This window comes from Flavobacterium azizsancarii (assembly GCF_027980145.1).
In the GTDB taxonomy this organism is placed as follows: Bacteria; Bacteroidota; Bacteroidia; order Flavobacteriales; family Flavobacteriaceae; genus Flavobacterium; species Flavobacterium azizsancarii.
On record NZ_JAMZNK010000005.1, the window covers coordinates 154,676 to 181,087 of the forward strand.

The 26,412-nt window shown below is 32.7% G+C and carries 26 protein-coding genes; 4 read left to right on the forward strand and 22 right to left on the reverse strand.

Annotated features, from left to right (window positions below):
- Positions 1-174: 174 nt before the first annotated feature.
- Complete coding sequence (lepB, locus tag NJT12_RS05175; protein ID WP_271334837.1) at positions 175-1,782, forward strand: signal peptidase I; 1,608 nt, start codon at positions 175-177, stop codon at positions 1,780-1,782.
- A gap of 115 nt (positions 1,783-1,897) precedes the next feature.
- Here lepB and NJT12_RS05180 read toward each other — a convergent pair whose 3' ends face one another.
- The 5 genes from NJT12_RS05180 to NJT12_RS05200 form a co-directional block, all read right to left on the reverse strand.
- A complete protein-coding gene (locus tag NJT12_RS05180; protein ID WP_271334838.1) occupies positions 1,898-2,425 on the reverse strand; it encodes a hypothetical protein in 528 nt (175 codons plus the stop codon).
- A gap of 36 nt (positions 2,426-2,461) precedes the next feature.
- Positions 2,462-3,259 carry a hypothetical protein gene (locus tag NJT12_RS05185; protein ID WP_271334839.1) on the reverse strand — a complete coding sequence of 266 codons (798 nt, stop codon included), beginning with the start codon at positions 3,257-3,259 and terminating at the stop codon, positions 2,462-2,464.
- A gap of 124 nt (positions 3,260-3,383) precedes the next feature.
- Positions 3,384-3,959 (reverse strand): hypothetical protein, encoded by a 576-nt coding sequence (locus tag NJT12_RS05190; RefSeq protein WP_271334840.1) that lies wholly within the window; start codon positions 3,957-3,959, stop codon positions 3,384-3,386.
- A gap of 197 nt (positions 3,960-4,156) precedes the next feature.
- Complete coding sequence (locus NJT12_RS05195; protein WP_271334841.1) at positions 4,157-5,722, reverse strand: serine hydrolase; 1,566 nt, start codon at positions 5,720-5,722, stop codon at positions 4,157-4,159.
- Positions 5,723-6,022: 300 nt separating this feature from the next.
- Positions 6,023-7,099 (reverse strand): calcium:cation antiporter, encoded by a 1,077-nt coding sequence (locus NJT12_RS05200; protein ID WP_271334843.1) that lies wholly within the window; start codon positions 7,097-7,099, stop codon positions 6,023-6,025.
- 391 nt (positions 7,100-7,490) lie between these two features.
- On the opposite strand from NJT12_RS05200, the gene NJT12_RS05205 reads away from it, so the two are divergent.
- Positions 7,491-8,561: a serine hydrolase domain-containing protein gene (locus tag NJT12_RS05205; RefSeq protein ID WP_271334844.1), complete on the forward strand. Its 1,071-nt coding sequence runs from the start codon at positions 7,491-7,493 to the stop codon at positions 8,559-8,561.
- 85 nt (positions 8,562-8,646) lie between these two features.
- On the opposite strand, the gene NJT12_RS05210 is transcribed toward NJT12_RS05205, so the two are convergent.
- The 16 genes from NJT12_RS05210 to NJT12_RS05285 all read right to left on the reverse strand — a co-directional run bounded on the left by NJT12_RS05210 (position 8,647) and on the right by NJT12_RS05285 (position 21,291).
- A complete protein-coding gene (locus NJT12_RS05210) occupies positions 8,647-8,937 on the reverse strand; it encodes a hypothetical protein (protein WP_271334845.1) in 291 nt (96 codons plus the stop codon).
- Between the two features lie 47 nt (positions 8,938-8,984).
- The gene (locus tag NJT12_RS05215) at positions 8,985-9,782 is read right to left on the reverse strand and encodes a hypothetical protein (RefSeq protein WP_271334846.1); all 798 of its coding nucleotides are present in this window, start codon (positions 9,780-9,782) and stop codon (positions 8,985-8,987) included.
- Between the two features lie 88 nt (positions 9,783-9,870).
- Positions 9,871-10,377, reverse strand: coding sequence for an endonuclease V (locus NJT12_RS05220; RefSeq protein ID WP_338083382.1), 507 nt, complete (start codon positions 10,375-10,377; stop codon positions 9,871-9,873).
- A gap of 241 nt (positions 10,378-10,618) precedes the next feature.
- Positions 10,619-11,197: a YdeI/OmpD-associated family protein gene (locus NJT12_RS05225; protein ID WP_271334847.1), complete on the reverse strand. Its 579-nt coding sequence runs from the start codon at positions 11,195-11,197 to the stop codon at positions 10,619-10,621.
- An 18-nt stretch (positions 11,198-11,215) separates the two neighbouring features.
- Entirely contained in the window at positions 11,216-11,782 is a 567-nt protein-coding gene (locus NJT12_RS05230; protein ID WP_271334848.1) for a DUF4256 domain-containing protein, read from the reverse strand.
- 40 nt (positions 11,783-11,822) lie between these two features.
- Positions 11,823-12,878 (reverse strand): linear amide C-N hydrolase, encoded by a 1,056-nt coding sequence (locus NJT12_RS05235; RefSeq protein ID WP_271334849.1) that lies wholly within the window; start codon positions 12,876-12,878, stop codon positions 11,823-11,825.
- 182 nt (positions 12,879-13,060) lie between these two features.
- Positions 13,061-14,653, reverse strand: coding sequence for a ribosomal protection-like ABC-F family protein (gene abc-f / locus NJT12_RS05240; protein ID WP_271334850.1), 1,593 nt, complete (start codon positions 14,651-14,653; stop codon positions 13,061-13,063).
- Positions 14,654-14,853: 200 nt separating this feature from the next.
- Positions 14,854-15,222, reverse strand: coding sequence for a hypothetical protein (locus NJT12_RS05245; RefSeq protein ID WP_271334851.1), 369 nt, complete (start codon positions 15,220-15,222; stop codon positions 14,854-14,856).
- A 183-nt stretch (positions 15,223-15,405) separates the two neighbouring features.
- Positions 15,406-16,338, reverse strand: a complete 933-nt coding sequence (locus NJT12_RS05250) for a transglutaminase-like domain-containing protein (protein WP_271334852.1) — start codon at positions 16,336-16,338, stop codon at positions 15,406-15,408.
- Positions 16,339-16,356: 18 nt separating this feature from the next.
- Positions 16,357-17,208 (reverse strand): substrate-binding domain-containing protein, encoded by an 852-nt coding sequence (locus tag NJT12_RS05255; RefSeq protein WP_271334853.1) that lies wholly within the window; start codon positions 17,206-17,208, stop codon positions 16,357-16,359.
- Between the two features lie 51 nt (positions 17,209-17,259).
- The gene (locus tag NJT12_RS05260) at positions 17,260-17,733 is read right to left on the reverse strand and encodes a DUF4265 domain-containing protein (protein ID WP_271334854.1); all 474 of its coding nucleotides are present in this window, start codon (positions 17,731-17,733) and stop codon (positions 17,260-17,262) included.
- Between the two features lie 11 nt (positions 17,734-17,744).
- Positions 17,745-18,137 (reverse strand): VOC family protein, encoded by a 393-nt coding sequence (locus tag NJT12_RS05265; RefSeq protein WP_271334855.1) that lies wholly within the window; start codon positions 18,135-18,137, stop codon positions 17,745-17,747.
- Between the two features lie 3 nt (positions 18,138-18,140).
- The gene (locus NJT12_RS05270; protein ID WP_271334856.1) at positions 18,141-18,581 is read right to left on the reverse strand and encodes a DinB family protein; all 441 of its coding nucleotides are present in this window, start codon (positions 18,579-18,581) and stop codon (positions 18,141-18,143) included.
- A gap of 36 nt (positions 18,582-18,617) precedes the next feature.
- A complete protein-coding gene (locus NJT12_RS05275) occupies positions 18,618-19,487 on the reverse strand; it encodes a nucleoside phosphorylase (protein ID WP_271334857.1) in 870 nt (289 codons plus the stop codon).
- A 409-nt stretch (positions 19,488-19,896) separates the two neighbouring features.
- A complete protein-coding gene (locus NJT12_RS05280) occupies positions 19,897-20,229 on the reverse strand; it encodes a translation initiation factor (RefSeq protein ID WP_271334858.1) in 333 nt (110 codons plus the stop codon).
- 111 nt (positions 20,230-20,340) lie between these two features.
- Positions 20,341-21,291, reverse strand: a complete 951-nt coding sequence (locus NJT12_RS05285; RefSeq protein WP_271334859.1) for an isopenicillin N synthase family dioxygenase — start codon at positions 21,289-21,291, stop codon at positions 20,341-20,343.
- 173 nt (positions 21,292-21,464) lie between these two features.
- Here NJT12_RS05285 and NJT12_RS05290 point away from each other — a divergent pair, with 173 nt between their 5' ends.
- Entirely contained in the window at positions 21,465-23,441 is a 1,977-nt protein-coding gene (locus tag NJT12_RS05290; protein ID WP_271334860.1) for an alpha-ketoacid dehydrogenase subunit alpha/beta, read from the forward strand.
- A gap of 68 nt (positions 23,442-23,509) precedes the next feature.
- Positions 23,510-25,252 carry a DUF885 domain-containing protein gene (locus NJT12_RS05295; RefSeq protein WP_271334861.1) on the forward strand — a complete coding sequence of 581 codons (1,743 nt, stop codon included), beginning with the start codon at positions 23,510-23,512 and terminating at the stop codon, positions 25,250-25,252.
- A gap of 152 nt (positions 25,253-25,404) precedes the next feature.
- On the opposite strand, the gene NJT12_RS05300 is transcribed toward NJT12_RS05295, so the two are convergent.
- Positions 25,405-26,376: a quinone oxidoreductase family protein gene (locus NJT12_RS05300; RefSeq protein WP_271334862.1), complete on the reverse strand. Its 972-nt coding sequence runs from the start codon at positions 26,374-26,376 to the stop codon at positions 25,405-25,407.
- Positions 26,377-26,412 lie beyond the last annotated feature (36 nt).

Below are 26,412 nucleotides of genomic sequence, written 5' to 3' on the forward strand. Positions count from 1 at the left end.
AGTTATCTTGTTTAAATCTTTTACAGATCGTATAAAAGACACGTCTTTTTAACAAAAATCAAAAGATCAGAAGTCTTAACTGATTTTTAACTTAGACGATGTGTAACAATTTAGTTAAAAGACTACTTATAGAATGGTTACAGATAAAAGCAACTTATAAAAATCAAAAAAATTATGAATGTATCAGAATGGCTCGTTTTTATTTTAATCCTGCAGCTTGTTCATGGATTATCTACATGGAAACTTTATTTAAAAGCGGGGAGAAGGCCTGTTGAATCCTTTATACCCATTTATAATTTAATCATTTTAATGAAAATCATAAATCGTCCGCGTTGGTGGGTTGTGTTGCTTTTTATTCCCATTATTAATCTTTTGGTAATTCCTGTCGTATGGATCGAAACCATTAGAAGTTTTGGTAAAAATTCAAGATTAGATACTGCGTTAGTCTTGCTGACATTAGGATTTTATATTACTTTTTTAAACTATACCAGTGACAAACTGACCTATATTGAGAATAGAGATTTAAAACCAGGTACTAAAACCGAAGATACTATAAGTTCTCTTTTATTTGCTATAATCGTGGCTACATTGGTGCATACTTATGTTGTACAGCCCTTTACGATTCCGTCTTCCTCAATGGAAAAAACATTGCTAATTGGTGATTTTTTGTTTGTAAGCAAAATTAATTTTGGAGCAAGAACTCCAATGACTTCAGTTGCATTGCCTATGGTACACGACTCAATCCCTCTAACGGGTGTAAAATCATATCTATTTAGTGATGATGCGACAAAAAAAGAAACGTCTTTATTAAACAAATTTCAATTGCCTTATTTTAGATTTCCTGCAATAGAAAAGATTAAACGTAATGAAATTGTAGTTTTTAATCAGCCTGCGGATACTTTGCGTGATATGGATAACTTTCATCCGGATAGAAATTATTACAAGCCAATTGATAAAAAAACAAATTTAGTAAAACGATGTGTCGGAATACCCGGCGATTCTTTAGAAATCCGTGAAGGAAACGTTTATATCAATGGCAAAATACCACAATTACCGGAAAGTGCAGAGACCCAATATAATTTTATTATAGATACTCAAGGAGCAACTATTAGTCAGGATGCTCTTGTGCACAGATATGGAGCCAGAGAAGGTATGAAGTACGAAAACGGAAATTTTGCACTTACAAATGAGGGACAGTATTATTTGACATTAACAGATAAGGAGGCCGCTGCATTAGCAAACAATCCAGTAGTAAAAGGTGTAAAAAAATATTTGGAACCAAAAGGAAAAGACGGAGGTGTATTTCCTAATATTCCTTCTTTAGGCTGGAATATAGATAATTTTGGACCTATTTATATTCCTAAAAAAGGAGCAACTATAAAATTAGATGTAAAAACACTTCCTTTTTATAAGCGAATTATCCAAGAATATGAACACAATGATTTAAAAGTTCATGGAAATGACATTGCAATAAACGGAAAAACCAGTACCACTTATACTTTTAAACAAGATTACTACTGGATGATGGGTGATAATCGCCAAAACTCATTAGACGCAAGATTTTGGGGGTATGTTCCTTTTGATCATGTTATAGGAAAACCAGTTTTTATCTGGTTTAGCTGGGACAAGGACGGAAGCGGTATAAACAAAGTAAGATGGAATCGAGTTTTTTCTGTAGTAAACGGAAAAGGAGAATCTAAATCTTATTTAATACATTTTCTAGTATTAATAGCACTTTACACAGTGGCCAATAAAATAATAAAGAAAAAGAAAAAAGAGTAATTTTTTAGAGAATGTTTGTCTAAAGCCTTTAAGAATGGTTTGTACGCAGATTTTTAAAGATCACAAAAAAGGCTCCTTAATTTCTTAAGGAGCCTTTTATTTTCTGGGTAAAGTTTTATTTTAAAGCTACAATGTTTTTAATTGAAATTCCTGCAAAACAATCATCCATGCAACCGTTTTCTACATATCCGCATTTAGAAATTAAACCGTTGTTTTCTGATTCAAAATAAGTGTTTGCATTTTTCCTTTTAACCAGCCATTGTGTTTTAGCTTTTTCGTAAATTTCATCTAACGTTAAAGGACTTGCAGCAGCTGAAAGTTCATGACTATTTATTTCTTTCTCATTTTCTGTCCATGATAATTTATTTTCAGGAATATTTTCCGTTTTACCGGTGTATTTAAAATCTCGTTGAATTATTTTTCCGCTTGATATTGTTAGTGTTGTTTCCCAACCATATGCGGTAAATACAGATCCTCCGTACACAACATATTTATACGAATTATTTGAGGATTCTTTAAAATCAAGCCAGGCTTTTTGACTCTTTTCAAAATCATTCTGATGATCCATATTGTCATCGGATGAGCAGGAAAATAATAAAATGCCGACGAATAGGAGTGTTATAAAATAAATTTTGTTTTTCATAATTGTTGTGTTTTATGGTTTATTGGATAGTTTTTATTATTTCAGATAGCTTTGAATTTCATCAGGATCATTATCACTCGCTATCAAATGCAAGATAATGGGTGTTTTTCCTTTTTTATATAATAAAGCATTTGGAGTATAATTGTTTATTTTACTTTTTGTATCAATTAGTATTGTCTTATTATTTTCGATTTTAAATTCTAAATATCTCTTTTCATTATAAGAAGACTTTACACCTTTTTTCTTAAAAAACTCCCTCAATTCGTTTGAGTAATATGCCCAATCGTCCATTGCTGTAAAATAGGATTCAGCTTCAACAGAATTTTCATCATTAAAATGTTTAATTTCGGGATTAAATAGAATTAACTGAGTTGATTCTACAGTCCTGACATCTTGCGAATTTTTATTTTTTGGACTTGTAAAAGAAACTACTTGCTGCTTATTTGTTATTTCGTTTCCTTTCAAAATTAGCCAATCGGATTTAATTCTTCCAAAGTCTTCAAAAAAATTAAGAGTGTCCTTTTCTTCCATTAAATAATTGTCATAATCTTTGTATTTGCCATCCTCACGTGCAACTTTCAGCAATTCGTCTACAAAGTTACCATCTGTGTCAAATCTGGCCTGAGATCTCCTTTCTCCATTTTTCATGTATAAAACAGAACCGCCATTGGCAACAAATAAATGATTTATATTTTTTTTCTCACTATTAGCGCTTTCCTTTGCTAAATTAATTTTAGAAGTCGCAGATATTGTAGTTTTTTCTTTCTGATGCTCATTTTCCCTGCAAGATATTAGCAATAAAATATAAAAAATTGGAAGAATTATTTTTCTCATTGTTTTTTTTGATTTTTGATTCTGGAAATATTTACATAATCAGTTTCCTGTCATTACTAAACGAATATCATTAAATTATTACTGATTTCAATTTCACCAGAGAAACAAAAGAAGATACTATATTTTATTTTGAACCAACTTTTAGCATTTCAGAATAAATTTCATCCAAAAAATCCTGTTGTCTTTTATTGTTCTTAAAATAGCGTTGATAAAGCACACTACAGTCGTCAACATCAGAAATGTTTTCGGTATTAAAAGACCAATCTCCAATATTCTTGACTGTAATTCCTAAATCATTACTGCAACTTTGCCATAGCTGCGAAAATTTAGTTTTTTTATCGGCACTTAATTTTTCAAAATCCGCATAAACTGTAAATCCATGCATTTCTGAATTAAAAAATTTGTTGATCGAAGTTACAGGAACACCGCCCCAAATTATGGGTTGGCCAGTGGGAAACTCTATAGTAATTAGTTTTTCCTCGCTTAACATTTTATCTTGTTTTCCTTCTTTGAAGAATTGCTCTTCGTAAACTAGTTTTGTTCCCTTTGGGACCATTATCTTTTTTACTTCCAATGGTTCTGCAGTAATAAAATAAGGGTAATTTGGCGAAGAATTTCCGCCTGTAGGATTCATGTTTCCTACGCATCCTGTTAATAGGAGCAGGCCTAATATAGAGAAATAAGATTTGAAAAATTTCATAAGTGTCGAATTTTTTAAAGAGCCTGATTTGCTAATATACATAAACATTTTTATACAACTAATTAACGCTGAATATTTATGACTCAGTTTGATTATAAAAACTTCTTTTAATTTTATTAAAATAGTTTTAGGAAAAGATTCATAAAATCACAAAAAATGCCATTATTTCTAATAGCATTTTTTATGATTATAACTTTTTATTTTTGAACTCTTTTTAAATCTAAATCCTGAAAGTCAAAACTAAAATCAATATTTGGCGAAATACCTTTCATTTTGATAGTTTGAGCTTTTCCAGTTTCATCCAGTGAAAACATGGCAAAAGCATCACAATTCATGGCTTGATATTCCCATTTTATAGCAAATGTATTGGCATTATAAAAAGCCATTGGCCCGTTTAGTTTAGGTGAACGATATGATTTGAACCACAATTGTTTGTCTTTTTCAAACACTTCTATTTCTCCAAACCAATTGTCTGCATAAACTCCTATAAAATCTTCATTTTTTACTTTTTGTTTTTTGGATAATTGCACTTTTTCCCAAACTTTTTTAGTTACATCATCACTGGTGTTTTTACCTTCTTTCATCCATTCGACTACTTTATTTGTCCAGCCAAAATCTTCCAACCCTAAATAACTATCAGAAATCGTATTTGTAACTGCTGTAAAAAGTCCGGCTCCGCCACTTTCAGTATTGGTTAAAATTACAATACCTAAGTTTAAATCGGGGTACATGGTTACAATCGAAAGCATTCCGGGCAAACCTCCGGTATGTGATATTTTCAAACTTCCTTTCTCGTCAGATATTCCCCAACCTAACCCATAACCGCTAAAATGAGAATTGTATCTTGGATTCGGGTCAGCACCTAAAACCGTATGTATGCGCCACATCTCTTTGTGATTTTTTTCAGAAAACAACGTTGTTTTTAAATCTGGACCATACTGACCTTTATTCAAAGATACTATCATCCATTTTGACATATCTGCTGCATTAGAAAATATTCCACCTGCTGCGCTATTCATTTGCACATTAAAAGCATCAATTGTTTTTATCGTTCCTGAATCTGATGAATGTGGTGTTGCATAATTGCTTTTATCAGTAATCAAACTAGCACCAGCAAAACTATTTTTCATTTGCAACGGATCAATAATTCGTTTTTGTACAAATGCCTCATAACTCATACCGCTTACTCGTGCAATTACTTCACCTGCCACTACATACAGTAAATTGTCATAATCAAATTTAGTTCGAAATGGAGAAACCGGTTTAAAATACTGAAAGCTGGTTACAATATCCTTAACAGTATAGTTCGATCCATCAGGAAAAAACATTAGATCGCCAACACCTAATCCTAATCCGCTTCTGTGCGTTAATAAATCCTGGATATTAAAATTTTCAGTTACATAATCGTTATACATCTTGAATTCAGGAATATAACCTCTTACTTTATCTGTCCATTTCAATTTACCTTCATCCTCTAAAATGGAGAGCGCAGCAGCTGTGAATGCTTTACTATTTGACGCAATCTGAAAATTGGTATTTTCGTTTACAGGTGTATTAGTCGCTATAGAAGTAACACCATATCCTTTTTGGTGAATTACTTTTCCATCTTTAACAATAGCAATTGACGCACCCGCTACTTTAAACTTTTTAAAAGCATCCTCCATCAATGAATCAATTTTTGGAGATGTTAACTGAGCCAGCATTGTTGTAGAGGCTAAACAAATAAAGAGTAGGGAGGCTAAACGAATAGTTCCTTTTTTCATAGTGATGATAATTTTAAGGTTATGGTGTTTTAGTTAATTTTTTTGTCAAAAACGGCTGTATTACTCCTAAATCATAAGTAATTTATATATTAAATTAACATTATATGGTGCGAATATAAGAATATCTTTATTCAAAATGAATCGATTAATTTTAATTAAAAACAGATTTATTAACTTTTTTTTTCTAAAATATTTACATTTCTTGTCCGTAATAATTCATAAAAATTATTTGTGAACGCATAAAAAAGCTCCATTATTTCTAATGGAGCTTTGTGTTTATTTTTTATATCAGTTTTACTATCACGGATAGATCATAAGGAATACAAACGCAAATAAATTGACTAAAAGTACGACTCCATAAACAATATTCGATTTTCCTTTACTTAATGACAGCATTACAGTAAATACAGATAATGCAAGCAGCACGATAGATTTAATGTCAAGTCCCAAAATAATAGGCATATCCATCATAATACAAACTACTGCAACACTAGGAATAGTTAACCCAATACTTGCCAATGCTGAACCTAAAGCTAAATTGATACTGGTTTGAAGCCTGTTTTTTCTTGCCGCTATAATAGCAGCGATAGCTTCAGGCAATAAAATTATCGCTGCAATTACAACCCCAACTAAAGTTTTTGGCAAATGATAGCTAACAATGATACTTTCTATAGTAGGAGAGAGGGTTTTAGCCAATAATACTACAATTCCCAAACTTATAATTAGAAAAATCAAGCTTGTATAAAAAGTCTTATTATTGATGGGTATTGGCTCAACTACGTCTTCATTTTCATCATCTCCAACAGTAAGAAAATATTGTCTGTACCTGCTGGTTTGTGCAAATAGAAAAGAGCTATAAATAACAAGACAGGCAATTGAAGCAAAAACAAGTTGCGGCAACGAATAGTAAGATCCCTTAACGCTTTCGGTAAAAGTAGGGAAGACCAGTGTAAATACTATGATCGAAACTAATGATACCAAACCAATGGTAACAGAAGAAACGGAAAAATTTTGTTCGTAATGTTTCAAACCTCCAATTAAAAGACACAATCCAATAATACCATTTAAAATAAGCATTGTAGCGGCATATACAGTATCTCTTGCCAATGAAGCTGCCTCAGAGCCTTCTGACAGCATTAAGGATACAATAATCGAAACTTCAATAACAGTTATCGATATGGCCAGAATAATGGTTCCATAAGGTTCTCCAACTCGTTCTGCTATTATTTCTGAATGGTGCACTGCTGACATAACACTAAGAATAAGCAATATACTTGCAACAACCTGAAAGAAACTGCTGTTATCTACTAATCCGCTAAAAAAAAGAATCCAGGCAAGTGCTGGAATAATAATTGTCCACTGAAGTAATTGTTTCATATATAAATATTTTTGCCGTTAGTTTTTATAATAAAAACCGGCATTTTTAATTTTCCGTAATATAGGCATTTTTACCAGAAATAGCAAGTAAACAGGGGCATGTTTAACGATATACTAACAGATTCATGCTTAAAAACAGCTAATTTCATTCTTTTTTTCAAAATGTTCTGAATGCACAATTCAAAAACTCGTCTGCAATAAAACACAAAAGACTTCGTTATTTCTAATATTATTTTTATGACTGAATTCTAAGCATTAAATAATTCTTATGATCATTGCCAATAAGATCAATACCTAAAAAAACAAGTGAGATAATGTTATCTTTAGCATCTGATACTTTCTTGTTTTTTAAAATTTGTCATCTTTTTTAAGTAAAGACCAACATATAACCATGAAAAAAAAATACTTTTTTTATATACTCCTCTTTATAAATGTTTTTACTGTATCAGCGCAAACTGACTCTAAAAATTATGATTCTCTTTTGCGTGAAATGACAGACTCTATTGTCAGTAATCACTATTCCGGAGTTCATAGTGTACTTATTTTAAGAGATAAACAATTGGTATACGAACTATACTTTAATGGCTATAAGCGAGATTCACTTCATGATTCGCGATCTTCTTTTAAATCGATTACAAGTTTACTGGTTGGAATAGCGATTGATAAAGGATTTATAAAGAATGTAAACCAGAAAGTTTATGAATTTTTTCCTGAATATCCAGCTCTGAAAACAGATGAATTAAAAAAACATCTTACCATAAAAAATCTACTTGAAATGAAATCAGGTTTTGATTGCGAAGAGTTTAACGATACGAAAGATTGCGAAGAAGAAATGAGTTCAAGCAAAAACTGGGTCGAATATTCACTCAATCTCCCAATGAAAGATAAGCCTGGCGAAGTATGGTCATATACATCAGTAGATCCGGTAATCCTGAGCGGAGTAATACGCAAAGCGACAAATATGTCTATTTTGGATTTTGCAAAAAAATACCTATTTGATCCGCTGGGAATCTCAGCTTATAAATGGACAATAGATCCAAGCGGAAATGGTATGACGGGAGGATCCTTCTATATCAGGCCAGTAGACATGCTTAAAATAGGACAACTTGTAAAGGATAAAGGCGTTTGGGAACGTAAACAAATCATTTCAAAAAAATGGATTGCACAATCTACTCTTTGTGATATTGCAATTCCTGATTTTTCATTTATGAAATCCAGCAGAACTAAAATTGGATTTCCACAACCTGCTTTTTATGGTTTTTATTGGTATCGAGAGACTATAAAGACAAAGGATCTGGAGCAAAATTTGCTTTTTGCATCCGGCAATGGCGGGCAATATATTTTTATAATAGAAAGTTTAAATTTAACTGTTGTTTTTACTCAGGGTAATTACGGATCTTTCAAAGCCAAACAAGCGTTCGAAATTATGGCAAAGTATATTTTACCGGACTTTAAAAATTGAGACGTTTGTAGTTTTCAACATATCAGGGAGAACTTTTTATACCAGAAGCTATAAGGTTTTATCCGGTTAGTCTGTTATAGCTATTCTAAACAGGCTCATTATTTGAGCTCTTAGTAAGTTTTACCAACCTCACTATTTGATAAACGGCATGATTCTTTAAGGATAACGAACGTGCTATTTCCGGAATAGCCTGCATATGCGCCTCGCATAAATACCCAAATTCCAGTTCTTTAATTATCGTAACGTGTTCTGAAATTATGTTGTACATCTCAGCATTTGTATGAAACAATTCAACGTATACTAAATACAAACCTTCAGAATAATCTAAAGGAGAAGCAATATTTTTCAGTAATTGTTCATAATCATTATTTTCCATCTTGTTTGAATGTTTATTACGTTACTAAATTAACTTCCAAAATGCTACTATTTAATGGTTTTATTTCTTTGAAGAACAAATTCAAAATCAGCTATTTGTGTTTTAAAAGTTTCATTTTCAAATTCATAAATGGGCATTTTGTAAATAAGCTTATTAGATTCAAAATTATAATGATAGAAGAAACCATCTTTAATCTCAACATTTGATTCGTAGACATCGATTAAAAACACATTTCTTGTGTTATAATCCATCACTTTTGTCGAACATATAAATTTATACATTCCAGAATGAAACTTCTCAATTTTCAATTCTATTTTTGATCCCAAAGGCATCCAATCGGTCATATTATAATTGATTCGCAACGCCCCTGATTCTTTTATCGAAGTCCAGTTTCCTTCTAATTCTTCTGGATTCAAGATACTTAGCTCATAAAAAGTTCCACATTTCAAACCATTTAAAATTGTATTATAAATGTCCGTTTCGTTTATTCTGTTATCTAGCTGTTTGTAAATAATTTTTCCAATTTTCTTTAAATCGCCGTTTAGAAATAACTTTGATTTTAAAACATTATTTTCATCCTTTGGGATCGATCTAAACCTATTAGAATAAATCGATTCGAAAATTTTTATAAGAGATTCTTTATTTTCGTCATTTAGAACAATATTTAAGTCTAATTTTTTAAAACTGGCAAATTCTATATTTTGATTAAATTCGTTTAATAGAATATTGTATTCTTTTGGTAATAAGACTTCAAGATCACTGTTGTTTAGTAAATCAAACAGAACTACAAAAACAAAATTCGTATCATCAGTAAATGTCTGATCAAATATTTTTAAACTATTCATTAATTTTTATTTGCGAGATTTATTTGGCGTCATACTACCAGCAATATTTTGCGTGTATTTTATTTTTAGAGTAATCAAGATTTAGTATTTACAATTCCTTCGTCAGTCTATCCATTTCCTTAAGCAAAGTTGGCATTCTAAATTCTCCTGCCATACTTTCTACTTTCTCAAATGCATCATCCAGATCAATACCAATAGCAGTTACAAACAATGGTTTTTTGCTGTCGCCTCTCAATAAAATTCTTTTATTTTTTTCGATAGATGCAAAATTGGTTTTTGCAACGCCAATGATTGGAATTTCTTTATTGAGTTTTTCATATAAATAACCTCCTAAACCATATTTCATTTCATCATCCAGATAAACAAATCCGTCGACGATAATGAAATCAATATCTTTTAAATCAAACTGATTCAGCAAACTAATAATGCAAGGCAATTCTCTTCTGTAAAATTCTCCGGGAATATATTCCTCAACATTCCCGATAATTTCGGTATGAACTTTAAAGTTTTCACTTTGATTCCATTCTGTAAATTCAAGGCAAACCGTTTTTGCTTTTCCATCAAAGTAATACGTGTCAAAGGCTAGTATTATTATTTATTTTTAAAATTGTTTAATTTATATGATGTAATTTGATTTATTCTTTGTCTCTAATATAATTTGCCAAATAAAGATCACTAGTATTGAAAGTTCCGGTTTTAGCTTCTTGCTCTGTGGTATTCATTAGTGTATTTCTGATTTAGTTTTCCCGAAAGCGAATATAAACCTATTTCTACAACAGTATAAATTCTTTTTTGATAACGTACTTTCTTTTATTCTCTTTTATTCTTTATAAACATTAATTATTTAATCCTTTTCCTTCCAAAATTAGACCTATAACTTTCTCTATTCTTGATTCTCTGGTTTTAGATTGTTTTGGAGACGAAAAATGAAGTAAATAAGCTCTTTGTCTACCAGGAGATAAAGCTTTGAATGCAGTATGTAATTTTGGATTTTCGTCCAGTTTCTTTTGAAATTCTTCTGTAATCTTAAATTCTTCCGTTTTCTTTAATACTACTTTAAGACCTGCTTTTTCAATTTCTACAGCTTCGTAAATGTAGTTTTTTAAGATTTTTTTCTGATCAACAATTTCATTAAGGTCCGTAAATCTAATTTGTCGTGCAGCCTGAACATTTTTAGATTGCTGAATCAGAATTCCATCCGTATCACTAAGTAAAGCTCCTTTAAAAAACAAAAGTGCACAATAGTCCTTAAAAGCGTGTATTAAAACAATATTACTATTTTGAAAAGTATAGCAGGGAACTCCCCATTTTAGCTCTTCTGTTAGTTGGCAATCCAATACAATTTGCCTTAATTCCGCTTGTTCTTTTTGCCATTTTTGGGCTTTATCAAAATAAAAATCAACCTTAGGATTCATAATCTTATTTGTTCCGGATTAAACTCTTAGCGCCCCACGAAACCCTCTTGCGGCATAATACGATTCAGCTCCGTTATGATATACAAAAACAGTATCATAACGAAAATCACAAAATAAAGCACCACCTAGTTTTCTGATATCAGATGGTGTTTCAATCCAACTTGATGTTTTACTATCAAATTTACCTAATTTCTGAAGCTCCCTATATTGTTGCTCATTCAAAATTTCAATTCCCATTTCGGCAGCCCTATTAAGAGCGCTGTCTGCAGGTTTGTTTTCTTTTCTTTTCTCTAGTGCTTCATGATCATAACACAAACTTCTGCGTCCTTTGGGACTTTCTGCTGAACAATCACAAAAAATATATTCATCTGTTTTCTTGTCATAGCCTGTTACGTCCGGTTCCCCTTCAGTTCTTTCCATTTCATCCAGTGACCATATTTTATCAGGATTTGCCATTAGTTTTGCTCGTACTTTATTCCATTCAATGCCTTTATGACGTTGCCTATTTTTTTCAAAGCGAACTTCTAAAACACGAAGTAATTCTTCTTGTTGCTCAGGTGACAACTTGGTTTTATGGTTATTCATGATTTTTTATAATTTTAGGACATGGCAAACGTAACAAAATTTAATCTAATCCTGCAAATTGAAAAGGTGTCGTCACTTTAAAATTCATCGAAGATTCTCCGGAATAATTCTCATTATTTGCCAAACTAAGTTTTCTTATTTTACCTTTTTCACTAAAATCAAGTTTACCAAATTCAACCCAAACTACGTTAGGATTTACAACATTATCAAAATAATAAATTAGATTTTTTTGATCAGCTACAGTTCGCCAGCGTGTAGAGGAAATATTAGGTTCGGCTACAGACGAAATACCTAATGGCACGGAACAATTTCTAATAACGCCAAAAACACTGGCAATTGCTGTTCTTGTATTGTCTGTTTTAGGAATTGCATCAATATAATAGGACGCTCTTACAAAACGATCAGCAGCTCTGTTAGTTCCCGGCAGCATAATAGTTCCCGGAATTCCTTTCCAATAACTATTTATTGACAATTGCTCATCAAAAGTAGGAGAGTTAGTCATGGCAACAAATTTTCTGTCATGATGAATAACTAATTTACCATTGATATATTCAAAAATAGCATTATCGCCAGTATTATCCGAAACAGATAAATGTACCGTTGCAAAAATAGCTGTACCCGGAATATGAGAAGAAACCACTAAAAAATCATTTTTCTCTAATGCATTTACAACTTCAGCAACTGTTGCAAAATTATCAAGTACATATTGCAGCCAAAGCGAAACTGCCAATCCTTTTTGATTTCCATTCTTTTCGAATTTAGGATAATTAGATTCCGCCAGCCATAAAAGATTACCAACCAAACCTTTCTCATTCATTCCGTCAGAAGAAGCGATATCCCAGGAACTGGTAATAACACTTCCGAATTTAGATTTCCATTTTACCGAATTATTCCCAGCTTCTCCATTTCGGTCAATTCCTCTTGGAAAAACCCATAAATTAGCAGGTATTTCGGTTTTCCAGTCCATAGATCGGGCGGTAATAATGGTTCCGTTCGGACCTTCGTAGACAACTCTGGTACATGCAATTGCTTTTTCGCTAAAAATAGCAATGCTAAGAAAAGCGGAAAGGGTCAAAATTTTGATTTTTGTTTTCATAGGATATATATTTAGTTTATGGTATTTGAAGTATCCTTAACTACGGTATAAATTCTAAAATCTTGTTCCTGCGCTATGTATCACTTTCCATTTTAACAAGGTGTTACTAATATAGTAATAATATCAATAGTAAACTGATTCCCCTTTAGTACTACAGCTACATTTTACCTTCATTTTATACTTTATTCCAACAAGATATTTTTCTTAATATTAATTTGCTCCAGAAAAGACTCATCGTGCGAAACTACAATTAATGTTCCCTGATATTCATTAATCGCTGCTGTTAAAATCTCAACATTCTGAAGATCCAGGTTGTTCGTTGGTTCGTCTACTATAATCATATCCGGAGATTGATTATTTATTGTTAAACAGCAAAGCATTAAACGCATTTTTTCTCCGCCGCTTAAAGCATTGCAAGGTTTATCCCAGTATTCCTTATGGAATAAAAACCGATTGAGTCTCATTTTTATTTCATGCTCTTCAAGACCAGAAATATTAAATGCCTGAGCTTGTTCATAAACGTTAAGAGCATTGCTTATCAACGAATAATCCTGATCGATATAAACAACAGATTGATTTTCTGCAATATAAACAGTCCCGTTTTTTGGCTTTGTTTTGCCGAGTATTATTTTGATTAAAGTTGTTTTTCCGGATCCATTTGAACCCTGAATAGCGATTCTTTCTCCGCTAATTATTTCGATATTTAAATCTTTTTTCCAGAGAAACTGATCTTCGTAAGTATGGTTAATCGCATTTGCCGTAAAGAGTATTTTTCCTTTATGCAAAGCCGAATGATCAAAACCAAATTTCATCTGATCAATATCCGGCAATGACGAGCGCAACTCACGTAATTCTTTCGAAATGCCATCTACTTTCTCTATGTGAACACTTTTGAGTTTAGACGAACTGTTTTCAGCATTGTTACGCAGCGTATTCATCATAATACGGGCAACACCGGACTTTTCCTGTTTCTTTTTTCCCCGTGCATCTAACTTTTGCTGTCTTTCAACCGTTTCACGTTCTTTCTCTTTCGCTTTTCGCAAGGCCTTTTCCTTACTCTGCAGATCTTGGTTTAATGCATTGTTTTCGAGCTGTTTTTGTTCAGCATAAAAATCATAATTGCCACCATATGTTGTGATACCACGTTTACTCATTTCGCAAACTGTATTTAAAAGATGGAGCAATTTTCGGTCATGACTCACCACAATTAAACTGCAATTGGCTGTAACAATAAAGTTGTAAAGCAATTCTCTTGCCGCTTTGTCCAGGTGATTACTGGGTTCGTCTAATAAAACAAGCTCAGGTTCATGAATCGAAATTCCAGCCAGAAAAACCTTTGTCTTTTGGCCTCCGCTTAAGGTTTCAATTTTTTGTGTTAAATCCAAACCGTTTAATTGCCAATATTTCAGTGCGTTATTACAACGTTCCTCAATCGTCCAGTCCTCGTTGAGCACAGTAAGATTTTCTTCTGTAACATTCCCTTTCAGTATTGCTGCAAGGGCATTGAGCTTATGATTGACGCATAATGCTTCGCCAATGGTAAAATGATTGTATTGCCCAAAAATCTGAGGAATGTAATAAGGTTCAGAACTAGCTCTTAGCTCTCCGTTTGAAGGCGGTAATTCTCCTGCAATAATTTTTAGCAACGTAGATTTTCCAACGCCGTTATGACCAATTAGTGCGATTTTTTCGTGATTGTTTACTGTAAAACTAATGTTATCAAACAATAGATCACTGTTCTCGTGTTTATATGAAATGTTTTGTAGAATAAGCATAATTTCTTTCTCTAAAGATGAATAAATAGCGCAACCACAATTGTAGTTTACCCTTTAAATTGTCTGAAAGAAATTATTTTTCACATAAATTATTGCTTTTATTTAAGACTGCAAATATACGATTGTGTTTTAACTTATAAAAAAAACCACACTGTATTTTAGTACATTGTGGTTTAATGTGGTTGATAGGCTACTGTATGCTATATTTTTTTGAGTGTAATTTTCATTTCTTTACTGTCTAATATCAGCTGATCATCTGTAATAGTGCTTTCACAAGGATATGGAGTTCCTGTTTCATCTTTTATCACCAAACTTTTTCCACCTTTTGTCAAGGCAAAAGTACCATTATTTATTTCATTTTGTAAATATCCCGTAACGTGTCCGTCTTCTGTAAAAGTAAGTGTTCCGTTAGTCAGAATCACATTTTTCAAAGAATCAGAAAGAGGTGTTTTAGGCTCAACCGCAGTAATTTTCCAGGAATTTACAAGTTTGTTTCGGCCTTTGTGACATGAAACCATTACTACTGCTAATAGTGCAATTGCGAAGATAAATAAGTTAGATTTTCTCATGATTTTGTGGTTAAAGTTAGACATTAGAAAATTACAAAAATATTTTTGATTAAAAATCTAAATATCAAACATTTACAATAATAATTTCACAAAACAATGATCGCAACCAGCAAAATAGCATTTTTCAGGTATAAAACTAAACCCTCAGATCCTTAGTAACTTAGGTTCTTATCCGCTAAAAAACTATTTTAAAGTCAAAGCACCCAAAATCTCTTCATACATAAATGGTCCTCCCGGATATTTGGCAGTATAATCGAGATTCATCCAAACCTGACCACGCTCATCGATATGATAATGAATCTTTTTACCATAACTTTCTTTTACAAAAAGTACATTTTTAATCAAATAATTGACCTTTTCCAGATCAATTAGAGAACCTATTAAAATCTCAGGATAAATGTGTCCTTTAGTATGAATTAATCTTGGTGTTCCGCCAATAGATCGAATTGCGGCGGCCATTAAAATAGAATGATCATCGCAATCGCCTGAAAAATATTCTAAAGATTCGCTCGCTGTAGCAATATAATCGCCTTCTTTAGGATCATTGACATAATTCCAGCGACTGTTAATCTCTTTAAAGACTGCAAAACACTGAATAATGGTTCTGTAATCTGAATATCCTTTTATTCCTTTAAAATGCTTTGACGTAGCCATAATGGCAAAATTGCGAACCTTTGGATTCTGATATTCGATCGCATTAATAATTTTGGACTTATTAGGAAACGGAAGCAGTTTTGCAACAATGATATCTTGCGGAAAAGGATTATCAGACATCGTATAAATCATAGAATTATAATCTTCTGAAATTTCACTAAAACCATAATTACCAATTACAGTTCCATACACAAGGACCAATAAATAAACCGCAATACACAAAATAATAATGGTTCGCAGGTACATTAAGAGAAAGAAAATAGCCGTAAAAACAAAAATGAAGATAAATACACGGTCTAAATTAAAAGCCCATTCTAAATCTATCAGATTTTGATGCAGTATGATAAAAATCGGAATCGTAATTAAAAGACTTAAAAGCATGATAATAATCCTATCCCAGGGTGATTTCACCTGTAATTTAGATTTTAATTGCGGAAAGTCAATTTTAGGAAAATTTATCATAAGATTCAAAAGCAGTTATCACAGCGCTTTTACAGTTTCAACAAAAGTACTTTTTTTATCAATAATTCCGAGATCAAATAACTGATTTTGAATTTTAATAAATGCTTTTTCGCTCAAATTCTTTTGAGACCATTGTGTAAGTTTCAGCCATTCCTGAATATCTTCAATTTTTTGATTGAAAAGTTCTGATAATGTTTTGTCTATATTGGGAATCTGGGTAAAATCGCGTGTTGTTTTGTTTATTATTTCTAATATTTTTTCAACAATTTTCGGGTTCTTTTTCAGGAATTCATCACGAACAGTAATTACAAATGACGGCCATGGAGTAGGGCAGTCGCCAACTCGTCTAAAAATACCCTGATCAACAAGGGGTTTAGTCATAAAACGTTCCCACATAAAATAATCAGCAGTACCTTTTGTCAGGGCTTCTACAGCTCCATCGATTGTATTTATGATTTCAAATTGCAGATCATCCGTTTTCCAGCCATTTTCATGTGCATTTACATAAGCCATTAATTGCGATCCTGAACCTATTCTCGAAATCGCTACTTTTTTATCCTTAAGATCTGCCACAGTATGAAAATTGGATCCTGCAGCAACGTGAATTCCCCAAATTAAAGGAGACTGAACATAAATCTGAACAATTTTACTTGGATTACCGGCAACAATATCTTTTACAATACCTTCAGTTAAAATTACAGCAATATCAGCTTCACCATCACGAAGCATCTGGCACATTTTGCCAGTACCTTCAGGAATGTTTTTCCATTGCAAATCAATGTTTTCAGCTTCAAATTCGCCATTTTCGATGCATAAATGCCATGGCAAATTGAAGTGTTCCGGAACACCTACAATTTTTACAGTTTTCATTAGTTTAAGTTTAAGTTAAGTTTGGATGCGTATGCTAAGTTTTTTGTTTGTTTAGTTTTTTAATAAATCAGTTCTGTGTTTATCAGAAAGACAAGGTTCTTCAATTTCTATTATTGAATTGGATTCGTATTCAGCCAATACACTTTTTACAATCGAATAGTCGGTATTTTTAACTACTTCAACAGCAAAAAAAGTATCATTGAGGCTTTCGGAGATACAATTGATTGTTTTTAATTTTTCTATAATTATTTCCTTGTCAAATTCTTTTTCCAATAGTAATATTTGAAGAATTGAATTCCCAGAACTCTCTATTGTTTCTTTGTGCATGAAGAACTTTTCATTTTCATCATATTCTGCACGAAAAATATCATCTGTGGCAATCAAAGGTCCAAAAAACGGAATATTATCTAATTTGAAATATCCTTTCTCCAGATCCACAATTTCTGCCCACATTGTTTCTGAAACAATCTCTTCTAAGTATGTACTATAATATTTAAATAATATTTTTTTATGTGTTTCCTGCATTACTAAATTTACTAATTAATTTCATCTATTATTGCCTTCAACGGCGACAAAACAATACGATAACCATCCGGATCCAGAAACATTTTTCCGTTTTCATTCCAAAAAGGATTACTTGCAGTTATAATTGAAATGTTATTATGTATAATCTTATCCAATAGCATATTATAATCTAAAATTGATTTAGGATAAAGCACTATAACATCATCCGGATCGAAAGTATGGTTTGCTTTTGTATCAGATTTTGTGAATTCAAAATGCCACTCTAAACCTGATTTTCCAATAAAAACGCCATCATAATTATTATGATTCTGAAAATCTCCCAAGAGCTCAAAACCCAAAATATTAATGTAAAAATCTATAATTTTATCTAAATCATCTGTATGTCTGGCTACTCTTAAAAACATAATCTAAGATTTAATCTGATTAATATGATGTTCTAAATGGGCTAGATAATCCGTCATAAGAAACTTTAAATCAATTACAGATTCATCACTCAAAACAATTTTAAAGTTTAAAACCTTCTCATCAACACTTTTCATAATCCTGATAATTTGCTTGTTTACTACCAACCACAACTGTGTCAGCTCATCAATATCCATTGTTTGATATTGATTTAAATTTACTAAATCTATTTGATTATAGGGTCTGTGCTGATAAGGTTTTTCTACATAATTTATTTCTGTAAAACGTATCAGATTATGAATCGCTGAATCTGCCAAATGTCCTAAAATCTCTTTTTTAGACCATTTTCCATTTTCTTTAGTTTCTAAAACATCGTTATCTATTGTTGGAAAATAGTTGACATTTTCTAATAATAAATTTTCAAATTTAAGAATAGCGTCCTGCATGAATTTATCTAATTTTCAAATTGACTAATTCCCTGATTACTTCTGAGCCAACTTATTCAATGTATAAGCAATCAATTCATCGACAGCCTTATAAGGATCTTCGCTAAAAGTTCCGGATGCACGATTGGCAATAATAGCATTCAATGATAATGCATTATGTCCTAAAAGCGCTGAAAGCCCATAAATTGCTGCAGTTTCCATCTCTAAGTTAGTAATTCTTTCGTCATTAAAATTAAAATTATCCATTTTACTGTTTAATTCTTCATCCTGAATATTCAAACGTAAAACGCGTCCTTGTGGCCCATAAAATCCTCCGGCTGTTGCAGTAATTCCTTTAAACATTTTATCTGATTCTATTATTTTTTCTAATTTCTCAGAACAAGCAATTGCATACGGCCTTCCTTTTCTAATATCCCAATTCGTGTGGTTGATAAAAGCATCCTCAATCGCAGCGTTCGACACTTCATCGATCAGGTAGGAGCGGAGCATATTGTCTAATCCTAATCCAAATTTAGACATTACAAAACTATCCACAGGAATATCCGCTTGTAAAGAACCAGAAGTTCCAATTCTGATAATATTCAATGAAGTCAGATTTTCTTTTGGCTGACGTGTTTTTAAATCGATGTTAACCAAAGCATCCAATTCATTTACAACAATATCAATATTGTCAGGTCCAATTCCGGTTGACATTACAGATATTCTTTTGCCTTTATAAATTCCCGTCTGAGTTTTAAATTCTCTTTTCTGTGTCGAATATTCAATAGAATCAAAAAATTGTGTGATTTTTTCGACTCTGTTTTGATCTCCAACAAAAATTATATCGTTTGCTATATGTTCAGGAAGAAGATTTAAGTGATAAACGCTTCCGTCCGGATTAAGTATTAATTCTGAATTTTGTATCATTTTTTTTTAGGTTCTAAGTTACTGAGTGACTAAGGTTCTGAGGTTTTCTGTCGGGCGCTAACTTTTTTTGCCCACGGATTTGACGGATTGAACAGATTGTCACAGATTTTTTTATGCTTCTATGTTTTTTTTTTCGTAGAGGCGCACAGCAGTGCGTCTCCTTGTCTATATAAAAGTGTCTTGTCTAATTATTACGCCAAGCTTTGCGATCTCTGCGCTTTCATTAAAACTTACAATTATAATTCTTCGCGTTCTTTGCGGTTAAATTTTTAATCTAAATTCAAAAATCTAAACTACCTAAAGCCAAAGCTTTGCGTTCTTAGTCTTTTTTGCAAAAAACTTTATTTATTATTCTTTGCGTTCTTTGCGGTTAAATTTTTATACAGTTTGGAATTTGGAATTTAAAAATCTAACCACCAACACGCTTCGTTTTAAATCCTTTTGCTTTAAGGATTTCCATGATTTTATCCCGATAATCGCCCTGAATAATAATCGAAGCATCTTTAAAGGTTCCGCCAACGCTTAATTTCGTTTTAATTTCTTTCGCCAGGATTTTAAAATCTTCGTCAGATCCTTCATAACCTTCGATAATAGTTGTGGCTTTTCCTTTTCGTTTTTCGAATTTACAAATCATAGGCTCTTTTTGAATAAAAAGAACATGATCTTCTTCCTGAACTACTTCAGGTTCATTTGATTCGATGTGATCAGGGAATAAGTTTTTTAATTGATCTTGTAAGTCCATAAATTTTTAGGCTAAAATAAATCTCAATAGTTCTGGTTTGTAAAAAATTAAATTCCAAATCCCAATTTGATAGTTTGGAATTTGGAATTTAAAAATTGTAGATTTAAAAGTTTACTTTTTTATTAAACCTAAATCTACTAAACGTTCGTATAAATAATCTCCCGCAGTAATATCTTCGAATTTCTTAGGATTCTCAGCATCAATACAGTTTTCTAAACAATCCAGACGCATATCGCTGACAGGGTGCATAAAAAACGGAATGGAATAACGTGAAGTTCCCCATAATTCCCTTGGTGGATTTACTACCTGGTGAATCGTCGATTTTAATTTATTGTTGGTATGTCTTGACAGCATATCCCCAACATTAATTACCAATTGATCGTCTTCTGCGATAGCATCAATCCATTCGCCATCATGATTTTGAACCTGTAATCCTTTTCCCTGAGCGCCCATTAAAAGCGTAATCAGGTTAATATCTCCGTGAGCAGCTGCGCGAATCGCATTTTCTGGCTCAGAAGTAATTGGCGGATAATGAATTGGTCTTAAAATAGAGTTTCCGTCATGAGCATATTTGTCAAAATAAAACTCATCTAAACCTAAATGCAAAGCCAAAGCTCTTAACACATAAACACCCGTTTTTTCAAGCATTTGATACGCTTCTTTACCCACAACATTAAAACGGGGCAATTCTGCTACTGCTACATTTTCAGGATATTCTGAAGCGTACTTAGAAGCAGCATCAACATACTGGCCAAAATGCCAAAATTCTTTCAAATCCCCTTCTTTACGTCCTTTCGCATGTTCTTTTCCAAAAGATACATAACCTCTTTGCCCGCCAATTCCGGGAATCTCATAATTATGCTTAGTTTCTACTGGCAAAGCGAAAAATTTTCTAATTTCGCTATAAAGCTCGTTTACTAACTGATCATCTAAAAAGTGACCTTTTAGGGCTACGAAGCCAATGTTTTCAAATGCACTGCCGATTTCATTTACAAATTTTTGTTTACGTTTCGGGTCGTCCGAAAGGAAATCACGTAAGTCTACACTAGGAATGTTTTGCATACTTTACATTTTTATTTAAAGAATGAAAGGTGGTATAAAGGCCTTTCAATAACAAAGGTAGAGAATATTTTAGATTTGAATTTTAAAAGTTATATTAAAATTAAATTATTATAACAAAAATTAATAAAATTGTTATAATTTTCTATATTTGAAACACTAAAACAACGAACCAAATGATCTTTTACAGACAAAACCTTACTGATGCTCAATTATTAGATTTATATAAAAAAATACTTAAACCACGCCTGATCGAAGAAAAGATGCTGATCTTAATTCGGCAGGGAAAAGTTTCAAAATGGTTTTCCGGAATAGGGCAGGAGGCAATCGCAGTAGGTGTTACCACTGTTTTAGACGAATCTGAATACATATTGCCAATGCACAGAAATCTAGGAGTATTTACTACCAGAAATATTCCGTTGCATAGATTGTTTTCGCAATGGCAAGGAAAAGCAAACGGTTTTACAAAAGGCAGGGATCGCAGTTTTCACTTTGGAACACAAAAATATAAGATTATCGGAATGATTTCGCATTTGGGTCCACAATTAGGAATCGCAGACGGAATAGCCTTGGCAGATAAACTTCAAAAAAATAAGAAAGTCACAGCTGTTTTTACGGGAGAAGGCGCAACAAGCGAAGGAGATTTTCATGAAGCACTGAATATAGCTGCTGTCTGGAAATTACCGGTAATGTTTATTATCGAAAACAATGGCTACGGACTTTCGACTCCTGTAAACGAACAATACGCCTGTGAAAACCTCGCTGATAAAGGTGTTGGCTACGGAATTGACAGTTATATTATTGACGGAAATAATATTCTGGAGGTTTACAATAAATTGTCTCAGCTTAAAGAACATATGCAGGAAAATCCGCATCCGGTTTTATTAGAATTTAAAACCTTTAGAATGCGCGGTCATGAAGAGGCGAGTGGCACAAAATATGTTCCACAGGAATTAATGGACGAATGGGCTGCCAAAGATCCCGTAACCAATTATAGAAATTATCTAACTGAAATTGGAGTTCTAACTTCAGAATATGATCAACAATTGCATGCTGAAATCAAGCAGGAAATTGACGAAAATTTGGCTATAGCAAATGCAGAACCGGAAATTGTACCTACCTATAGCGGAGAATTAGATGATGTTTATAAACCTTATCAATTTGAAGAAGTTAATCCTACTGAAGAAATAAAGAATATACGCTTTATTGACGCCATAAGATACAGTTTAGAGCAATCTATGAAACGTCATGGAAACCTTGTAATTATGGGTCAGGATATTGCAGAATATGGCGGCGCTTTTAAAATAACAGATGGTTTTGTAGATCTCTTTGGAAAAAACCGCGTGCGAAATACGCCAATCTGTGAGAGCGCGGTGGTTTCGACCGCAATGGGATTGTCTATCAACGGTTATAAGGCAATTGTAGAAATGCAGTTTGCTGATTTTGTTTCGACAGGATTTAACCCAATCGTAAATTTATTAGCAAAGTCGCATTATCGATGGGGCGAAAATGCCGATGTTGTAGTTCGAATGCCTTGTGGCGGAGGAACTCAGGCGGGACCATTTCATTCTCAGACTAATGAAGCGTGGTTTACCAAAACTCCGGGATTAAAAGTTGTTTATCCGGCTTTTCCATATGATGCAAAAGGTTTATTGAATACTTCTATAAATGATCCGAATCCGGTGTTGTTTTTTGAACACAAACAATTGTACAGAAGTGTTTATCAGGATGTTCCCGTTGATTATTATACGATTCCTTTAGGAAAAGCAGCTGTATTGAAAGAAGGAAATCAAGTTACTATCATAGCTTTTGGCGCTCCCGTACATTGGGCATTAGAAACCTTGGCAAACAATCCTGAAATTAGTGCTGATTTAATAGATTTAAGAACTTTACAACCTTTGGATACTGAAACAATTTTTAATTCGGTTAAAAAAACAGGAAAAGTAATTATCTATCAGGAAGATACTTTGTTTGGCGGAATCGCAAGCGATATTTCGGCCTTAATTATGGAGGAATGTTTTGAATACCTTGACGCTCCGGTTAAAAGAGTCGCAAGTTTAGATTCCCCAATTCCGTTTACAAAAGCACTAGAAGATCAGTTTTTACCAAAAAATCGTTTCGAAGAAGTTTTATTCGAATTATTGAAATATTGATTACAAATTGCAAATAGTTTTGCATAAAGAACATTTTTTTTATCTTTAAACCATTAAAAAATTAACTTATGAAAAAACTATTTGTTTCATTTTTTGCAATTACCTTACTTTTTTCTTGCAATAAAAGTACTAAGTCTAACGAAGATAAAGCTTTAGACGCAAAATTCGATAAGTACAAAGATGGCTTTGTTACTGATTTATGGAAAATTAATCCAGGTTGGGCGTCAGGTGTTGGCTATCACAAACTAGACAGCATTTTAGTTGTTCCGGATGCGAATGATGAAAAGAGACAACTTGATTTTGCCAATGCTCAATTGGATTCCTTAAAACAATTTAATCCTGAAAATTTGTCTGACAATAATAAGACTGATTTTCAAATGATTAAAAATCAACTTGAAGGTACTATTTTTAGCGTAAAAGAATTAAGATCATCAGAGTGGAATCCTTCTGAATATAATGTTTGCGGAGCTTTTGCAGAGATTCTAAACGGAAAGTACGATTCTCTTGATGTTCGTTTGCGTGCCTTTAATGCTAAATTGAATAATGTTCCTGCTTATTATGAAGCGGCAAAAAAGAACATTAAAAATCCAACTATCGAACATACAGATCTTGCAATAGCGCAAAATCTTGGTGGCTCATCGGTTTTTGATGCTGATTTAACGGCTGCTTTACAACAAAGTAAATTAAGTGCTGTTGAGAAAAAGGAGATCCTGGATAAAGCAAAAGTGGCTAAAAAAGCAATTACAGATTATGCTGATTGGTTAAAAACAACTCCAAACAAAACCCCGCGTTCTTTTAGATTAGGAGCTGCATTATATGCTAAGAAATTTAATTTTGATATTCAGTCAAGCTATACGGCTGATGAGATTTTTAAAGTTGCAAATGATCACAAAAAAGATTTGCACGATAAAATGTTTGTTCTGGCTGATAAACTTTGGACAAAATACAAAGGAAATGAAGCTAAACCAACAAACAAACTCGAATTAATCAAACAAGTTATTGATAAAATCTCGTTACAGCACACAACTCCTGAAAAATTTCAGTCTGAAATCGAGAAACAAATTCCGGAATTAACAGCTTATGTAAAAGCAAAAGATTTATTATACATTGATCCTTCAAAACCATTAGTGGTTCGTAAAGAACCGGCATATATGGCCGGAGTTGCAGGAGCATCTATTTCTGCGCCCGGACCTTATGACAAAAATGCAAATACATATTATAATGTAGGCAGCATGACTGGCTGGACAGCTGAAAACACAGAAAGTTATTTAAGAGAATACAATGATTATATTCTGCAGATTTTAAATATTCACGAAGCCGTTCCGGGACATTACACACAATTGGTTTACAGTAATCAGTCGCCGAGTATCATCAAATCTATTTTAGGAAATGGTGCAATGGTTGAAGGATGGGCCGTTTATGCAGAAAAAATGATGCTGGAAAGCGGTTATAAAAATTCTGATGAAATGTGGTTAATGTATTATAAATGGAATTTAAGAGCAACCTGCAATACAATCTTAGACATTAGCGTTCACACTAAAAACATGTCTAAAGAAGCAGCTTTGGATTTGTTGACGAAAGAGGCTTTTCAGCAACAAGCAGAAGCTGATGGAAAATGGAAACGTGTAACTTTATCTCAGGTTCAATTGTGTTCTTATTTTACAGGATATACAGAAATTTACAACTTAAGAGAAGAACTTAAAAAACAAGAAGGAGATAAATTCAATTTGAAAAAATTCCATGAGAAATTTTTAAGCTTTGGAAGTGCTCCGGTAAAATACATTAAAGAATTGATGTTGTCTCAAGAGTAAACTCTAACAACATTTTATAAAAAAAGGTTTGACGAGAATTATTTCTCATCAAACCTTTTTTCTTTATATTTTATGTCTTCTAAAGTCTAAAAAAAAATCGTTTTTATCTGCATTTTTGCTTTTAGCAATCCGTTTTATCAGAGCTCAATATTCTAAACAATGACCACCAGTCGTTTACCATCAGAAACCTCTCTGGTCCAGGCTTCTTCAACAGCAATCAAAGGAACAGTTTCAATATTCACTTTCAGCTTATTTTGAGCAGCTAAAAGAAACATTTCAGGAAGTATTTCTGAGAATAATAATTTTACATCTTCTTTTGCCCAGCTTCCTAATCCGGAACCTGATAATTGCAAATCCACACTTCTTAAAATTCCTGATGATAACTGAATAGTATCACCCGCCATTCCTCCAATAGTAACATATCTTACTTTGGTCGTAAACGATCCGTTTCCTTTTAAAGCCGTAAGAATTAATTCTGCAGGATGTCCCCATAAATAATCCAAAACAATATCAATAGGAGTGTTTAGGTGAATTTTTTTAAGCTGTTCGATAATTGTTTCATCCTCTTGTTTTAGAGAAATAACTTCATCAGCGCCTAAAGCAAAAAGACTTTTAAGTGTTTTTTCGTTTCTTCCGGTAACAATTACCTTTTTTGCTCCGTAATGTTTTGCAAGCTGAATTGCCATTTGCCCGGTAAAACCTGTCGCGCCATTTATTAAAACAGTCTCTCCTGATTTTATACCGGCCTTAAATTTAAGCGCCATCGCTGAGCCTGCCACTGCATTAGGCAAAGAAGCAGCGATTGCATCACTAATTCCTTCAGGTAACGGGACAAGTATATTTTTATCAATAATCGCTTTTTCGGCAATTGTACCCGTAATTCCACGAGCATAAACTCTAGTGCCATTTTCTAGTAAACCAACGGCATCACTGCCAACTACAAAACCATTTTGATTATCGTTTTCAGAAGAATAATGTTTTCCACTTGCTTTTCCTTTATCAAGATTAGTAATGGCAACGGCCTTAACCGAAAGTAAAACCTGGTTTTCGTTTTGCACAGTTGGTGCTGCAAATTCTGTATATTTTGGTAACTCGCCTTTTTTATAAACTACTGCTGCTTTCATAATTATTAAATTTTATAATGCAAATTTAGACTGCTG

What these genes read in the sequence shown, in the direction of transcription:
- NJT12_RS05275 (WP_271334857.1), bottom strand. Translation starts at nt 19,487, where the DNA reads ATGATACAAAATTCAGAATTAATACTTAATCCGGACGGAAGCGTTTAT.
- NJT12_RS05225 (WP_271334847.1), bottom strand. Translation starts at nt 11,197, where the DNA reads ATGAATCCTAAGGTTGATTTTTATTTTGATAAAGCCCAAAAATGGCAA.
- NJT12_RS05295 (WP_271334861.1), top strand. Translation starts at nt 23,510, where the DNA reads ATGAAAAAACTATTTGTTTCATTTTTTGCAATTACCTTACTTTTTTCT.
- NJT12_RS05260 (WP_271334854.1), bottom strand. Translation starts at nt 17,733, where the DNA reads ATGCAGGAAACACATAAAAAAATATTATTTAAATATTATAGTACATAC.
- NJT12_RS05210 (WP_271334845.1), bottom strand. Translation starts at nt 8,937, where the DNA reads ATGGAAAATAATGATTATGAACAATTACTGAAAAATATTGCTTCTCCT.
- NJT12_RS05205 (WP_271334844.1), top strand. Translation starts at nt 7,491, where the DNA reads ATGAAAAAAAAATACTTTTTTTATATACTCCTCTTTATAAATGTTTTT.
- NJT12_RS05230 (WP_271334848.1), bottom strand. Translation starts at nt 11,782, where the DNA reads ATGAATAACCATAAAACCAAGTTGTCACCTGAGCAACAAGAAGAATTA.
- NJT12_RS05265 (WP_271334855.1), bottom strand. Translation starts at nt 18,137, where the DNA reads ATGTTTTTAAGAGTAGCCAGACATACAGATGATTTAGATAAAATTATA.
- NJT12_RS05180 (WP_271334838.1), bottom strand. Translation starts at nt 2,425, where the DNA reads ATGAAAAACAAAATTTATTTTATAACACTCCTATTCGTCGGCATTTTA.
- NJT12_RS05215 (WP_271334846.1), bottom strand. Translation starts at nt 9,782, where the DNA reads ATGAATAGTTTAAAAATATTTGATCAGACATTTACTGATGATACGAAT.
- NJT12_RS05290 (WP_271334860.1), top strand. Translation starts at nt 21,465, where the DNA reads ATGATCTTTTACAGACAAAACCTTACTGATGCTCAATTATTAGATTTA.
- NJT12_RS05195 (WP_271334841.1), bottom strand. Translation starts at nt 5,722, where the DNA reads ATGAAAAAAGGAACTATTCGTTTAGCCTCCCTACTCTTTATTTGTTTA.
- NJT12_RS05235 (WP_271334849.1), bottom strand. Translation starts at nt 12,878, where the DNA reads ATGAAAACAAAAATCAAAATTTTGACCCTTTCCGCTTTTCTTAGCATT.
- NJT12_RS05190 (WP_271334840.1), bottom strand. Translation starts at nt 3,959, where the DNA reads ATGAAATTTTTCAAATCTTATTTCTCTATATTAGGCCTGCTCCTATTA.
- NJT12_RS05200 (WP_271334843.1), bottom strand. Translation starts at nt 7,099, where the DNA reads ATGAAACAATTACTTCAGTGGACAATTATTATTCCAGCACTTGCCTGG.
- NJT12_RS05255 (WP_271334853.1), bottom strand. Translation starts at nt 17,208, where the DNA reads ATGAAAACTGTAAAAATTGTAGGTGTTCCGGAACACTTCAATTTGCCA.
- NJT12_RS05270 (WP_271334856.1), bottom strand. Translation starts at nt 18,581, where the DNA reads ATGCAGGACGCTATTCTTAAATTTGAAAATTTATTATTAGAAAATGTC.
- NJT12_RS05250 (WP_271334852.1), bottom strand. Translation starts at nt 16,338, where the DNA reads ATGATAAATTTTCCTAAAATTGACTTTCCGCAATTAAAATCTAAATTA.
- NJT12_RS05185 (WP_271334839.1), bottom strand. Translation starts at nt 3,259, where the DNA reads ATGAGAAAAATAATTCTTCCAATTTTTTATATTTTATTGCTAATATCT.
- lepB (WP_271334837.1), top strand. Translation starts at nt 175, where the DNA reads ATGAATGTATCAGAATGGCTCGTTTTTATTTTAATCCTGCAGCTTGTT.
- NJT12_RS05245 (WP_271334851.1), bottom strand. Translation starts at nt 15,222, where the DNA reads ATGAGAAAATCTAACTTATTTATCTTCGCAATTGCACTATTAGCAGTA.
- NJT12_RS05300 (WP_271334862.1), bottom strand. Translation starts at nt 26,376, where the DNA reads ATGAAAGCAGCAGTAGTTTATAAAAAAGGCGAGTTACCAAAATATACA.
- NJT12_RS05280 (WP_271334858.1), bottom strand. Translation starts at nt 20,229, where the DNA reads ATGGACTTACAAGATCAATTAAAAAACTTATTCCCTGATCACATCGAA.
- abc-f (WP_271334850.1), bottom strand. Translation starts at nt 14,653, where the DNA reads ATGCTTATTCTACAAAACATTTCATATAAACACGAGAACAGTGATCTA.
- NJT12_RS05285 (WP_271334859.1), bottom strand. Translation starts at nt 21,291, where the DNA reads ATGCAAAACATTCCTAGTGTAGACTTACGTGATTTCCTTTCGGACGAC.